The 13,605-nt window shown below is 41.0% G+C and carries 15 protein-coding genes; 12 read left to right on the top strand and 3 right to left on the bottom strand.

Annotated elements, in window-relative coordinates; translation table 11 throughout:
• Positions 1–19 precede the first annotated feature (19 nt).
• From rseA to acpS, 10 genes are all read left to right on the top strand, one after another.
• Entirely contained in the window at positions 20–643 is a 624-nt protein-coding gene (rseA, locus tag M5X66_RS11525; RefSeq protein WP_036949428.1) for an anti-sigma-E factor RseA, read from the top strand.
• A complete protein-coding gene (gene rseB, locus M5X66_RS11520; protein ID WP_036949430.1) occupies positions 643–1,593 on the top strand; it encodes a sigma-E factor regulatory protein RseB in 951 nt (316 codons plus the stop codon). The genes rseA and rseB overlap by 1 nt, the downstream gene beginning before the upstream one ends.
• 3 nt (positions 1,594–1,596) lie before the next feature.
• Positions 1,597–2,061, top strand: coding sequence for a SoxR-reducing system protein RseC (gene rseC, locus M5X66_RS11515; RefSeq protein ID WP_036949432.1), 465 nt, complete (start codon positions 1,597–1,599; stop codon positions 2,059–2,061).
• A gap of 290 nt (positions 2,062–2,351) precedes the next feature.
• Entirely contained in the window at positions 2,352–4,148 is a 1,797-nt protein-coding gene (lepA, locus tag M5X66_RS11510; protein ID WP_036949554.1) for a translation elongation factor 4, read from the top strand.
• Positions 4,149–4,165: 17 nt separating this feature from the next.
• Positions 4,166–5,131, top strand: a complete 966-nt coding sequence (lepB, locus tag M5X66_RS11505; RefSeq protein WP_036949433.1) for a signal peptidase I — start codon at positions 4,166–4,168, stop codon at positions 5,129–5,131.
• A 282-nt stretch (positions 5,132–5,413) separates the two neighbouring features.
• Positions 5,414–6,094, top strand: a complete 681-nt coding sequence (gene rnc, locus M5X66_RS11500) for a ribonuclease III (protein ID WP_036949435.1) — start codon at positions 5,414–5,416, stop codon at positions 6,092–6,094.
• Positions 6,091–6,999, top strand: a complete 909-nt coding sequence (era, locus tag M5X66_RS11495; RefSeq protein ID WP_036949437.1) for a GTPase Era — start codon at positions 6,091–6,093, stop codon at positions 6,997–6,999. Before rnc ends, era begins: the two co-directional genes overlap by 4 nt.
• Positions 7,000–7,010: 11 nt before the next feature.
• Complete coding sequence (gene recO / locus M5X66_RS11490; protein ID WP_270103540.1) at positions 7,011–7,736, top strand: DNA repair protein RecO; 726 nt, start codon at positions 7,011–7,013, stop codon at positions 7,734–7,736.
• 285 nt (positions 7,737–8,021) lie between these two features.
• Positions 8,022–8,753 (top strand): pyridoxine 5'-phosphate synthase, encoded by a 732-nt coding sequence (gene pdxJ, locus M5X66_RS11485; RefSeq protein WP_270103539.1) that lies wholly within the window; start codon positions 8,022–8,024, stop codon positions 8,751–8,753.
• Positions 8,753–9,136 carry a holo-ACP synthase gene (gene acpS, locus M5X66_RS11480; protein WP_036949441.1) on the top strand — a complete coding sequence of 128 codons (384 nt, stop codon included), beginning with the start codon at positions 8,753–8,755 and terminating at the stop codon, positions 9,134–9,136. The genes pdxJ and acpS overlap by 1 nt, the downstream gene beginning before the upstream one ends.
• A gap of 177 nt (positions 9,137–9,313) precedes the next feature.
• Here acpS and M5X66_RS11475 read toward each other — a convergent pair whose 3' ends face one another.
• Together M5X66_RS11475 and M5X66_RS11470 are read right to left on the bottom strand one after the other, a co-directional pair.
• Positions 9,314–9,574 carry a YfhL family 4Fe-4S dicluster ferredoxin gene (locus tag M5X66_RS11475; protein WP_006661288.1) on the bottom strand — a complete coding sequence of 87 codons (261 nt, stop codon included), beginning with the start codon at positions 9,572–9,574 and terminating at the stop codon, positions 9,314–9,316.
• A gap of 284 nt (positions 9,575–9,858) precedes the next feature.
• Positions 9,859–10,308 carry an XRE family transcriptional regulator gene (locus tag M5X66_RS11470; protein ID WP_108478528.1) on the bottom strand — a complete coding sequence of 150 codons (450 nt, stop codon included), beginning with the start codon at positions 10,306–10,308 and terminating at the stop codon, positions 9,859–9,861.
• Positions 10,309–10,499: 191 nt separating this feature from the next.
• Here M5X66_RS11470 and leuE point away from each other — a divergent pair, with 191 nt between their 5' ends.
• Together leuE and tadA are read left to right on the top strand one after the other, a co-directional pair.
• Positions 10,500–11,147, top strand: coding sequence for a leucine efflux protein LeuE (leuE, locus tag M5X66_RS11465; RefSeq protein WP_270103538.1), 648 nt, complete (start codon positions 10,500–10,502; stop codon positions 11,145–11,147).
• Between the two features lie 87 nt (positions 11,148–11,234).
• The gene (tadA, locus tag M5X66_RS11460; protein ID WP_036949447.1) at positions 11,235–11,747 is read left to right on the top strand and encodes a tRNA adenosine(34) deaminase TadA; all 513 of its coding nucleotides are present in this window, start codon (positions 11,235–11,237) and stop codon (positions 11,745–11,747) included.
• Here tadA and mltF read toward each other — a convergent pair.
• Positions 11,744–13,402 (bottom strand): membrane-bound lytic murein transglycosylase MltF, encoded by a 1,659-nt coding sequence (mltF, locus tag M5X66_RS11455; RefSeq protein WP_036949448.1) that lies wholly within the window; start codon positions 13,400–13,402, stop codon positions 11,744–11,746. The two genes, tadA and mltF, sit on opposite strands and share 4 nt — an antisense overlap.
• Positions 13,403–13,605 lie beyond the last annotated feature (203 nt).

Genomic DNA, 13,605 nt, shown 5'->3' with positions numbered 1-13,605 from the left:
TAACTGAAGGTAATTGGGCATGCAAAGAGAGAAACTTTCCGCAATGATGGATGGTGAAGCTCTAGATTTAGAACTTATTAACACCATTTCATGTGATTCAACGTTAAAGCAACGTTGGGAGAGCTATCATCTTGTTCGTGATACTCTGCGTAATGATACAGGCGATGTCATTCATTTTGATATTGCAAGTAAAGTTGCGGCAGCGCTGGAAAATGAACCGGTGCGAATTAATCCTCAAGCAGTTGTTGAATCACAACCAGAACCTGCAAGCTGGAGTGGTTTCCCGTTTTGGAACAAAATTCGTCCATGGGCTAGCCAAATTACGCAAATCGGTGTGGCTGCATGTGTATCACTCGCTGTAATTGTGGGTGTTCAACAATACAATCAAAGCAATAGCGTCGATTCTACTGTGGATGATCCTGTATTTAATACTGTTCCTGTCGGACGTGGTGCGCCAGTTAGCTTAAATATTTCAGATAGCCAATTGTTTGGCACTGAGCAACAGTCTCAGCAAATCGAACAACAGAATCAACGTATCAATGCCATGCTGCAACAGTATGAAATTGAAAGACGTTCGATGCTGAATCAGCCACATCAAGACAGTGATAAAAATACCGCATCAGCAGGGGTTAAACTGCAATAATGAATAAATGGTTATCCGTCCTCTGCCTGACGGGCAGCCTGATTATATCTAATCAAGCGTCGGCATCATCTACGGATGCCGATGTTCTTTTCAAAGAAATGGGAACGGCTGCCCAGAACCTGTCATATGAAATGTCGTTTATGACATTCAATCCGCAAAATATCGTTCCAGTGCGCTATCGCCATGCGATTATCAATGGTGTTCCTATTTCTCAAATGATCCAAATGGATTCATCTCGCCGAGAAATAGTACAAAATGGCAACCGAATTAGTTATTTTGAACCGGGATTCGATGCGTTTAGCCTGAATGGCGAACATATCATTGATAACTTACCTACGGTACTTTTTGCTGATTACCAAAAAATTCAGCCTTATTATAATTTTATTGATGCTGGCCGTACGCATATTGGTGATAGACCCGCATTAGTCATCCGTATTATTTCAAAAGATAATTCTCGATTTAATTATGTGTTACTAATCGATGAAGAAACTAAATTGCCACTGCGTGTTGATTTGCTCGACAACAATAATCAAACACTGGAACAGTTCCGGGTAATTTCGACTGTTTTAGATAGCAAAAATGTACAAGATTCATTGAAATCCCTCAGTAATGTGAATTTACCACCATTATTGGTATCGCCAAAAAATGAAAACCCATCATTTAAATGGCGGGTGGGAATGCTGCCTCCAGGCTTTGAGGAAGTGTCTCGCTCTACGCGAAAATTGAGTGATGATGACATCATTGAAACAGCGATGTTCAGCGATGGGTTATTCACCTTTTCGGTTAATGTGACAAAAACATCGAAAGGTCCTTTACTGGATCAGCCGCTACAAAATGGTCGCCGCACAATTTACACCATGACTCAAAAGCAAAATGTGATTACGATAATAGGGGAGCTACCGCTATCAACATCCCAGTTAATTGCGAGTAGCATTCAGTTTCGGGAGTAAATCATGGTAAAAGAATGGGCAACGGTAGTTAGGTGGCAGAAAGGACGAGCGTTATTGCGTTATGGCTCTTCAGCCGGATGTGGAAGTTGCAGCGCTCGTGCGGCTTGCGGTTCATATGCTTTAAACAAAATAGGACCTAACACAGAGCACGAATTGGAAATTGAAGTTGAACAGCCTTTGGTTGTTGGACAAAAAATTGAAGTAGGTATTCCTGAAGGAAGCTTGCTACGTTCTGCTATGTTAGTCTATTTAACGCCATTGGTTGGATTGTTTATATTTGCCGCATTGGCTCAATTAGCTGAATTTGAGCAGGTATGGGTTGCATTAGCAGGCATTTTCGGTGGGTTTGCTGGCTTTTTCACTGCGAGAGAAATGGCTTCACGTTGGCGCAATAAAATCGATTTTCAGCCTATCGTTTTACAAATAGGGCTGCCCCCCGGCGAAATCAGCGTTCAAACACATGGTTGAATGCCATTGTCTCACATCATCGCCTGTAGCTAAGCTTTCACGACATAAGCTTTTTACTACAGGCGATTTTGTTTTTGGTCGTTCAAAAATGAAGAAAAATGAAATAAGTAACTCATTCAACTTTGGCTAGTTTACAGTTGTTTTACATTGAATCTTTGTGTTAGTGGGTTCTTGTATGTAAAATGCTGCTAATTAGCAATCTTGTGATAATCATAGCATTTTAGTTTTGTGGCAAAATTTGCTCAAAACTGATTTTGTAAGGCAATTTAAAAGAAGATATTACCTTGAAAATCAAAAACATTAGAAACTTTTCGATCATTGCACATATCGACCACGGAAAATCCACGTTGTCAGATCGTATTATTCAAATCTGTGGTGGCTTAACTGACCGTGAAATGGCGGCTCAGGTTTTAGACTCTATGGATCTGGAACGTGAACGTGGTATCACCATTAAAGCACAAAGCGTAACGCTCGATTATAAAGCAGCGGATGGTGAAACTTACCAACTGAACTTTATCGACACTCCAGGACACGTGGACTTCTCCTATGAAGTTTCTCGTTCATTGGCGGCGTGTGAAGGCGCATTATTAGTTGTGGATGCAGGGCAAGGTGTTGAAGCTCAAACCTTGGCGAACTGCTATACCGCAATTGAAATGGACTTGGAAGTCGTTCCAGTCCTTAACAAGATTGATTTACCAGCCGCTGATCCTGAGCGTGTTGCTGATGAGATTGAAGACATTGTGGGTCTTGATGCCCATGATGCTGTTCGTTGTTCTGCGAAAACCGGTATCGGTGTCCAAGATGTTATCGAACGTTTAGTAAAAGAAATCCCACCGCCAGAAGGTGATGGCGATGCACCGTTACAAGCGCTAATTATCGACTCTTGGTTCGATAACTATTTAGGCGTTGTTTCTCTGATCCGTATTAAAAGCGGAACATTGAAAAAAGGTGACAAAGTTAAAGTGATGAGTACGGGCAACGTGTATAACGCGGATCGCCTCGGTATTTTCACACCAAAACAAATTGACCGTGATGTGCTTAACTGCGGTGAAGTAGGCTGGTTAGTGTGTGCGATTAAAGACATCACTGGCGCACCTGTCGGGGATACTTTAACTGGTGCTCGTAACCCAGCAGATAAAGCATTACCAGGCTTCAAAAAAGTTAAACCTCAAGTCTATGCGGGTTTGTTCCCTGTTAGCTCTGATGACTATGAAGCCTTCCGCGATGCATTGGGTAAATTAAGCCTGAACGATGCTTCTTTGTTCTATGAACCAGAAACGTCAACAGCATTAGGATTCGGTTTCCGTTGTGGTTTCCTTGGCTTACTGCACATGGAAATCATTCAAGAGCGTTTAGAACGCGAATACGATCTTGATCTGATCACCACGGCACCAACGGTAGTTTATGAAGTTCAGCAAACTAACGGCGAGATTGTTTATGTGGATAGTCCGTCGAAATTACCACCGCTGAATAACATCGAAGAGTTAAGAGAGCCTATCGCTGAGTGCCATATGCTGATGCCTAAAGAGTATTTAGGTAACGTTATCACTCTGTGTATTGAAAAACGTGGCGTACAAACCAACATGGTTTACCACGGGAATCAGGTTTCTCTAACCTACGAAATTCCGATGTCAGAAGTGGTTCTGGATTTCTTTGACCGTTTAAAATCAACCTCTCGTGGTTATGCTTCTTTAGATTATTCATTCAAGCGTTTCCAAACGTCAGACATGGTGCGTGTGGATGTGTTAATCAACAACGAACGTGTCGACGCTTTAGCGCTGATCACTCACCGTGGCAACTCGCAGTACCGCGGACGTGAGTTAGTGGAAAAAATGAAAGAGCTTATTCCACGTCAACAGTTTGATATTGCTATCCAAGCAGCAATTGGTAACCACATTATTGCTCGTTCTACAGTGAAACAGCTGCGCAAAAACGTTCTTGCCAAATGTTATGGCGGTGACGTTAGCCGTAAGAAGAAACTGTTACAGAAGCAAAAGGACGGTAAGAAACGTATGAAGCAAGTGGGTAACGTTGAACTCCCACAAGAAGCGTTCCTTGCTATATTGCACGTTGGTAAAGACAGCTAAGTTTACAAGGAGTCTTAATGGCTAACACATTTGCCCTGATCCTCACACTAGCAACACTGGTGACAGGGATTATTTGGTGCTTAGATAAATTTAAGTTTGCGCCAGCACGTAAAGCGAAGCTTAAAAAATTGCGGGAAGTAACAAACGGCTCAATGAACGAAGATGAACTTGCGAAAGCGGTTCGTCGTCCGTCGTGGCTGGAAACGGGAACCTCAATTTTTCCTGTGTTAGCCATTGTTTTGATTGTTCGTTCGTTTATTTATGAGCCGTTCCAAATCCCATCAGGTTCGATGATGCCAACGCTCTTAGTTGGTGATTTTATGCTGGTTGAGAAGTTTTCTTATGGATTGAAAGATCCTATTACTCAAACCACATTAATCGAAACGGGTAAGCCTAATCGTGGAGATATTGCGGTATTTAAATATCCGAAAGAGCCAAATGTAGACTTCGTGAAACGCGTTATTGGTTTGCCGGGGGATAAAATCATTTATAACCCAGAAGCGAAAGAGCTGACCATTTACCCTAACTGCGCAGACAATAAATGCACAGAAAAATTGCCGGTCACTTATGGTCCATTAGAACCAAGTGAATGGACAATGGTATTTGAAAATAGCTCTGTGGTTGATAATCAATATGGTAATTATCAAATCCCAGTAGACCAAGCGTTACCAAATAACTCACTGCGCCAATATGGTCGAAGTGAGAAATTAGATACCGTTACGCACCAAATTTTGACGATTAATAACTACATTACTCAATCAAAATATGTACAACCAGGTTTACCGCTTAATGAGTGGATTGTGCCTGAGAAACACTATTTCATGATGGGGGATAATAGAGACAACAGCTCTGATAGCCGTATGTGGGGCTTTGTTCCTGAGCAAAATTTAGTGGGGCGTGCAGTGTTTATTTGGTTAAGTTTAGATAAACAAGAGAACGAATGGCCTACAGGTATTCGCTTTAGCCGAATTGGTCCTCTATAATTCATTTCAGACAATGCGGGTTTTCATTAGAAAACTCGCATTATCATAAGCATTATTATTTTACCCAGTGTACAATAATGTTGTTTTAAACATTATTGACTTCCTAATTATTAACTATCCTCGTTAAATTCCGATAATTCATAAAAGTTATTTTTCGAATATCAATTGCTTACGAGTGATGGTCGACGGAAGTCAGTGCAAACGCAACAGTTTTGTAAAATAGCTGATTTTACAGGTCTGTTGCGTGTGCTTTTTTATTAAACGTAGAATGGTTGGGCGCACATGAACCCCTCTTTGTTAGAAAAATTACAGCGTAAGCTGGGATATACATTCCAGCAAAATGATTTATTAATTCAGGCATTAACTCATAGAAGTGCTAGCAGCAAACATAATGAAAGACTGGAATTTTTGGGTGATTCAATTCTCAGTTTTGTGATTGCTAACGATCTCTATCATCGTTTTCCTAAGGTGGATGAAGGTGATATGAGCCGTATGCGCGCAACGTTAGTGCGTGGAAATACACTGGCTGAAATTGCCCGTGAATTTGAACTCGGTGAATGTTTACGTTTAGGCCCGGGTGAATTAAAAAGTGGCGGTTTCCGCCGAGAATCAATCTTAGCTGATACCGTTGAAGCCTTAATTGGTGGGATTTTCCTCGACAGTAATATTCAAACTATCGAAGAGATCATTCTGGCATGGTACAAAGTAAGATTGGATGAAATTAGTCCGGGTGATAAACAAAAAGACCCGAAAACGCGGCTACAAGAATATCTGCAAGGACGTCATCTTCCACTGCCGAACTATTTAGTGGTACATGTGAAAGGTGAAGCTCATGATCAAGAATTTACGATCCATTGCCAAGTGAGCGGCATTGAAGAGCCGATTAACGGCATAGGTTCAAGCCGTCGTAAAGCGGAGCAAGCCGCAGCAGAACAAGCATTGAAAATCTTGGAGATTGAATGAGTGAATTACAATCCCACTGTGGTTTTGTTGCCATAGTTGGACGACCAAATGTTGGGAAATCAACACTGTTAAACCAGTTACTGGGGCAAAAAGTCTCGATCACATCGAGAAAGCCTCAGACAACTCGCCACCGTATTATGGGGATCCACACAGAAGATAATTACCAAATTATCTATGTCGATACCCCTGGTCTTCACATCGAAGAAAAAAGAGCGATTAACCGTTTGATGAACCGCGCAGCATCTAGCTCTATTGGCGATGTTGAATTGGTTATTTTTGTGGTTGAAGGTACCCACTGGACACCAGATGATGAAATGGTGCTGAACAAGCTATCTAGCTTACGTTGCCCAGTTATTTTGGCGATCAACAAAATTGATAATGTGGTGGATAAAACCAGCTTACTGCCACACATCGGTATGATCAGCCAAAAAATGAATTTCTTGGATGTCGTACCAATCAGTGCAGAAAAAGGCACTGGTGTTGATACCATCGCGAAGATTGTGAAACAGCATATCCCTGAAGCTATTCACCACTTCCCTGAAGACTATATTACAGACCGCTCTCAGCGTTTTATGGCTTCTGAAATTATCCGTGAAAAACTGATGCGTTTCTTAGGTGATGAGTTACCGTACTCTGTGACTGTTGAAATTGAACAGTTTAAAGAGATGGATAAAGGCGGCTACCATATCAACGGTCTGATTTTAGTTGAGCGTGAAGGCCAGAAAAAAATGGTTATCGGTAATAAAGGTAGCAAGCTGAAAACCATTGGTACAGAAGCTCGTATTGATATGGAACGCCTGTTTGAAACGAAAGTTCACTTAGAGCTTTGGGTTAAAGTTAAATCCGGTTGGGCAGATGACGAAAGAGCACTGCGCAGTCTGGGCTATGTTGACGATTTAAAATAATCGGTGACACCGTGAGTGGTTGGCAACGCGCGTTTGTGCTCCATTCCCGTCCTTACAGTGAAACAAGTCTATTAATTGACTTTTTCACGGAAGGGGAAGGTAAAATTCGTTTGCTAGCAAAGGGTGCGAGACGCAACCGCTCACCATTAAGAGGCTGTTTACAGCCTTTTACACCTTTGTTGATCCGTTGGAGTGGCAAAGGTGAAATCAAAACTCTTATCAATGCTGACCCTGTCTCTCTTGCTCTCCCTCTCAGTGGCACTGTTTTATATAGCGGTTTATACCTTAATGAACTTACCGCTCGGGTTATTGAGTTCGGTACACCTTATTCATCTCTATTTTTTGATTACCTCAATTGTTTGCAAGTTTTAGCAGGGAGTGAACGCACGCCTGAATCTGCGTTACGCCAGTTCGAGCTCGCTTTGCTGTCTTATCTCGGTTATGACGTAGATTTTTTACATTGTGCGGGCAGTGGTGAGCCAGTTTCAGACACCATGACCTACCGTTACCGTGAAGAAAAAGGGTTTATCGGCAGCCTAGTTGTTGACCAACTCACGTTCACGGGTAAGCAATTAAGAGCGTTAGCCGACCGAGAATTCCCAGATGCCGACACCTTAAAAGCTGCTAAACGGTTTACCCGCATGGCACTAAAACCTTACCTAGGTGGTAAACCTCTTAAAAGCCGTGAACTTTTCAGGCAATTTACTACCCCTTCTCAGAACATGACTAAGTCATAGAAATTATTCGATTTTGTTTTATGGCGCTATTTTTATCTGTTGTAATTGCAAATGGCTGTCATCCAAACTGTTGTAACCATAAAACGGAAGGTGAGCGAGACAAATTTTTTTGCGCTATTTACTTTCTTCGAGGCGCTTCCCAAAAAATGAATGTAATTGATGAAATATTATTATTAGTTTGGAATCAGTAAGGAAGAAAGAGATATTTTTTCCCCCAATTCCATAAATTGCAGTAGGATATGGCAGACAAGAAATAAGTGACTGTTTATTCATAGGGAGTTAAACATGGCTGAGCTGTTATTGGGCGTTAACATTGACCACATTGCAACTGTTAGAAATGCAAGAGGAACACAATATCCTGACCCTGTTCAAGCGGCATTTGTTGCTGAGCAAGCTGGAGCCGACGGGATCACTATCCACTTACGTGAAGATCGCCGTCATATTACCGATAGAGACGTTGAACTGCTCAACCAAACCATTCAAACGCGTATGAACCTTGAAATGGCAGTCACAAATGAGATGATTGACATTGCTTGTCGTATTAAGCCGACTTATTGCTGTTTGGTTCCTGAAAAGCGCGAGGAAGTGACCACTGAAGGCGGACTTGATGTCGCAGGGCAAAAACAAAAAGTCGCATCCGCAGTAAAACGGCTGGCCGAAGCAGGTATTTTAGTTTCTTTATTTATCGATGCGGATCATGAACAAATTGATGCTGCTCAAGAGTGTGGAGCGCCATTTATTGAAATTCACACAGGCGCATATGCGGATGCCAAAACTGAACAAGAGCAAGAGCTTGAGTTCCGCCGTATTCGTGATGGCGTAAGTTATGCTGCAGGTAAAGGTATTAAAGTGAATGCGGGGCATGGACTGACTTACCATAATGTTCAACGTATCGCAGCGCTGCCTGAAATTTATGAGCTGAATATCGGTCACGCGATTATTGGGCGTGCACTGTTTAGCGGTTTAGCTCAAGCAGTGTCTGACATGAAAAACTTACTCACAGAAGCACGTAAATAATGGCTATTGTAGGTTTAGGTACAGATATTGTTGAGATTACGCGTATTGAATCTGTTATCGAGCGCTCCGCAGATAGCTTAGCGAAGCGTATTTTAACAGAGCATGAATATGCGCAATACCAGCAACAAACTAAGCCTGCGCGTTTTCTTGCTAAGCGATTTGCAGTGAAAGAAGCGGCGGCTAAGGCATTAGGTACGGGGATCCGTAATGGTTTGGCTTTCAATCAGTTTGAAGTCACAAACGATGAGCTAGGCAAGCCATTACTGTCACTGAGCGGTGAAGCGTTAAAATTAGCCAATAGCTTAAAAGCCACGCATTTTCATGTTTCAATTACTGATGAACGACACTATGCGGCTGCAACGGTGATTATTGAAAGTCTGTAGTCATTATTCATTGCCGGCTTATCTGCAGTCGGCAATGTTTCAATGAAATAGTAGCTCAATGAAAAAGTCTTTTAATGAAAGAGCACTTCAACGGATGGGTTTTTAGTAAAACAAAGCTAAATAACGCAGAGTTCAACCATCGTCGTTTCAACAAGTCTGTTCAGCATCTTTATGAAATTAGATTTTATCGGCGTGATGGATCATGACAAATTTATCCCAAAGCTGTTCCTGGGATTCAATATGTTCAGGATCTGTAATAATTGTATTAGTGATAGGGCAAACTGATTGGCAAGTGGGTTTATCATAGTGCCCAACGCATTCAGTACACAGGTTTGAATCTATTTCATAGATTTCCGCCCCCATGAAGATCGCATCATTTGGACATTCAGGTTCACACATATCGCAGTTAATGCATTTTTTAGTAATTAATAGTGCCATTTCAATTAGTTATATCAGATTTAAACCAGTAGTATACGTCTTCGAACGTCATTTTACACTGAAGTAAATCAATTAGACACTGAATTATGTGCGAGTGAACGGAGATGACCAACTAAAAAACAGTGATAAACAAGCAGAATAATTGAAAGTTCTAAGTATTATTTAAAGTGGGTAGTTTGCAAATAAAGTCGAATTAATAATATAAAAAGGCTCTATTTATAAAAATAGAATAAGAGCTTAAATTAAGCTCTTATGGAAGAAAGCAATTAATAGCAAATATTAAATTAATAATTAATTAAGTTATAGATATACCAGCTCTTAGTTTTATCAGATTGCGTATAGAAGCACAGTACACCATTAATGATGAAGAAGGTCGCTGATTTTATAGAGTCTTCAACGTTGAACTCCTCAGAATACATTAGCACGATGCTGGCATTATCAGCGATTTGATAAACATCGATAACTTTCTCATCGAGATTATAACCGTACAGATACTGTTTGTTCTGTGTTGGATCGTAGAAAGCTTGAATATTTTGCAGATAGGTTTTTAATTTACCTTTTTGTACGACAACGGTAGGTTCAATTTTGCCGGCATCTGTCATGTTATAGATCATGTAGGATTTATCTTTTGAATGCCCTAAGAAGTAATTTTTCTTAGCAGCGCTGAATGCAAGCGTTGTTGGGTAAAACTCTTCAAAGATACTTGATTGCACGGTTCTTCTAATAAAAGCCATGTTTATTCCTCTTATTTAAACTATGAAAACTTAAGTGCGGGTTAATCATATTTAATGAGAGAGATTTTAAAAATAATGTTAATTATTAGTTCGTTTTATATATTCAAATGATTTAAAAATTAATAAAAGTAGAATATTCACAATGGATCGCAACTGTGATAGTAATAAGAAAAAACAATTAGGAAGTAGTCATGTTTGAAAATCTAGGGGTATTGAATTTTTGGACTTACTTAGCGGGATTGGTGCTTATCATCATTGTTCCTGGTCCGAACTCACTGTATGTATTAAAATCAAGTACTTCACATGGGACTAAAGCGGGATATCGCGCTGCAATCGGTGTTTTCACTGGCGATGCAATACTGATTTTTCTTTCATTCATTGGTGTTGCCTCGGTGATCAAAGCCTCTCCAACGCTGTTTACCATCGTAAGATACTTAGGGGCAGCTTATCTTTTGTACTTAGGGGGCAAAATCTTATATGCAACTTTTTGGCAGAAAAAATCGTTATCAGCAGGGGTTGAGCAGATTGAAGTAAGAAAAGAAAATTACTTCACTCGCGCGTTGGTACTTAGCTTAACGAATCCGAAAGCAATTTTGTTCTATATCTCGTTCTTTATTCAATTTATCGACTTCAATTATAGCCATGCTTGGGTGCCGTACATGGTATTAGCGGTTATCTTAGAGACGGTTAGCTTCTTGTATCTAAGCTTATTGATATTCAGTGGCTACTTGATAGCGCGCTTTTTACGGGAAAAGCAGATTTTGGCGAAATTGGGAAATTGCACTGTCGGTGCATTCTTTATGGGGTTCGCAGCAAAACTTGCCATTTTTAGTAATTAGTTGTTGATTAATATCAGATTCAATTTGCAGTCACTTTAACATTTCGTAATAATCAACTTTTCGAGTGTGGATGAATGAGAGGCTAGAGTGACGCAATTAGAAATCGACGAGTATTGGATGGCTCAAGCTCTTGAGCTAGCAAAAAAAGCTCAAGATGCAGGGGAAATTCCTGTCGGTGCGTTACTGGTCAAAGATAACCAACTAGTAGCAGAAGGCTGGAACCACTCCATTGAAAATCACGACCCTACCGCCCATGCCGAAATTATTACCTTACAAAAAGCGGGCACCGCACTACAGAATTACCGTTTATTAGACACAACGCTGTATGTCACTTTAGAACCTTGCATTATGTGTGCAGGGGCGATGATCCATAGCCGCATCGGTCGAGTGGTGTACGGCGCGAACGATTTTAAAACGGGGGCATGTGGCTCCTTCATTAATATCATGTCGCAGCCAGGTTTAAACCACTATGTTGAAGTGACGAGTGGTGTGCTTGAAGAAACTTGCTCATCCATGCTCAGCGATTTTTTTAGAATGCGCAGAGCACAAATTAAAGAGCAGAGACGTCAAGAAAAGCAGGCTCAAAATCCCGAAAGCTAGTCTTCAATTGATGTTTCCTTTTGTAGGGCTACGTTATTATCGGTGGAACTCGAACGTGTTGGTTTTGCCAAAATATATTTCCCTAGAGAGTCGTTTGGTGCACGAGTATTTTCCTTGGCATTAAACACACCGAGATTTGCTGACGCTTTGGGCGTGATATCCACTTTTGCTGACACCACATCAGGCATCACATAAGAGGAAAGCGGCGAGTTCTCATTTGGCACTACAACGTAAACGTGAGATTTCTTGGCAATTTCGAGTGTTTTCTGCTTTTTCTCCTGACTTTGCAAATAACCCACTAAGCTTTGATGATAGCGACGAATATTTTCTACATAGCGATAAGCTTCGTGTCCTCGGGCATAACCATAAGTGAGTTGGGAATAATATTTTTGCTGAGTTAGCAAGGGTAAATTTGCTTTAACATCAAGCCAGCGGTCAGGATTACCGCCAAGTCTTTGCGTTAGTTTTCGCACATCCAGCATATGCCCATAACCCATATTATAGGCAGCAAGGGTAAACCAAATGCGATCATCTTCAGCGATAGAATCGGGTAAGCGTTTCATAATATAGGCTAAATACGCAGCCCCACCTTTAATGCTCCCCTCTGGATCTAACCTGTCTTCAATTCCCATAGTTGCAGCCGTTGGTTTGGTGAGCATCATGATCCCACGAACGCCAGTCGGTGAGGTTGCAAGAGGATTCCAGTGAGATTCTTGCCAAGCTATTGCAGCAAGTAATTTCCAATCGATGCTCTCAACGGTCTCAGCATATTTCTCAAAGAGAGGTTGATAATCCGGCAGTTTATTATTTATGGCGCTAATAAACGTTATGGTATCGAAATAATCGAAGGATTCCACATGGCTGAAATGCTTTTCAATCAAGCGAGCAAGAAGATCGTTCTGATTGCTGAGATTAAAAAAATCGAGCAGGGCGGCATCTAGGCTGTTGTCATGTTGGCGGCTTAAATACCATGTAATGGCATGGTCATCGCGCAAATCAAATGCCACGGCGACTTTAGGATGAATACGTTGCTGCAAAGAGACCGCAATAGAATCTTCAAGGGTGTAATCAATTTCACCTTCGGCCACCATTTCTAATAATTGACTTGGTGTATAGTTGCTGCTTTCTTCCCACTTAAGATTAGGATATTGCGCTGAAAGTGCTTTTAACGTGCTTGCATGAGTGCTCCCCGCGATAACCATTAATTTCCCTTTCAGGTCATTAAAGGTTTTTGGGCGCGTAGTACCTTTACGGTAAACCAATTGCTGAGTAACACTCAAATAGCTTGGACCCGTTTTCATGGTTTCCAAACGGTCTTTATTATACAGCAGTCCCGCCACAGCGATGTCGGCATCGTCGTTATCAAGATCTTCGAAAATCTGTTCAATAGTCGGACGAATAATAATTTTGAGTTTAATACCTAGGTACGTGGCAAAGCCTTGAGCAAGCTCGTAGTCAAAGCCACGTAGCTGACGCTGCTCATCAATATAAATGAGTGGTGAACTTACTGCGCTAATACGTAACTCACCCCGAGAGATAATTTTGTCGACTTGGGTGTTTTGCGTATTAGACCATCGGACATTGAAGCCAATGATCATGGTGGCAAGTAAAGCGATGACCACGATAATAAAATAGTTAACTTTTAGGTTATTCAAATAATTATTTCTCGTGCAGGAACTGGTGTTGTGCGCTTAATAAAAACTGTTTAATCATGGTTATAAATCCAGTGGTTTCGTATTTTGCTCTAACAATGATGATCGGTGCAACTAATATTATCGTATTTAGCACATATTAATATTTAACTAATCGCTCTATTTTTAGTCACGCAAACGGTTTCGTATTGATGAACATTGCTCTA

Source organism: Providencia sp. PROV188, from assembly GCF_027595165.1.
In the GTDB taxonomy this organism is placed as follows: Bacteria; Pseudomonadota; Gammaproteobacteria; order Enterobacterales; family Enterobacteriaceae; genus Providencia; species Providencia lanzhouensis.
The sequence above is the reverse complement of the archived record's forward strand: the minus strand, read 5'-3'. Positions and strand labels throughout refer to the sequence as shown.

Coding starts and splice junctions, on each gene's coding strand:
- rseA (WP_036949428.1), top strand. CDS start 20: ATGCAAAGAGAGAAACTTTCCGCAATGATGGATGGTGAAGCTCTAGAT.
- rseB (WP_036949430.1), top strand. CDS start 643: ATGAATAAATGGTTATCCGTCCTCTGCCTGACGGGCAGCCTGATTATA.
- rseC (WP_036949432.1), top strand. CDS start 1,597: ATGGTAAAAGAATGGGCAACGGTAGTTAGGTGGCAGAAAGGACGAGCG.
- lepB (WP_036949433.1), top strand. CDS start 4,166: ATGGCTAACACATTTGCCCTGATCCTCACACTAGCAACACTGGTGACA.
- rnc (WP_036949435.1), top strand. CDS start 5,414: ATGAACCCCTCTTTGTTAGAAAAATTACAGCGTAAGCTGGGATATACA.
- era (WP_036949437.1), top strand. CDS start 6,091: ATGAGTGAATTACAATCCCACTGTGGTTTTGTTGCCATAGTTGGACGA.
- pdxJ (WP_270103539.1), top strand. CDS start 8,022: ATGGCTGAGCTGTTATTGGGCGTTAACATTGACCACATTGCAACTGTT.
- acpS (WP_036949441.1), top strand. CDS start 8,753: ATGGCTATTGTAGGTTTAGGTACAGATATTGTTGAGATTACGCGTATT.
- M5X66_RS11475 (WP_006661288.1), bottom strand. CDS start 9,574: ATGGCACTATTAATTACTAAAAAATGCATTAACTGCGATATGTGTGAA.
- M5X66_RS11470 (WP_108478528.1), bottom strand. CDS start 10,308: ATGGCTTTTATTAGAAGAACCGTGCAATCAAGTATCTTTGAAGAGTTT.
- leuE (WP_270103538.1), top strand. CDS start 10,500: ATGTTTGAAAATCTAGGGGTATTGAATTTTTGGACTTACTTAGCGGGA.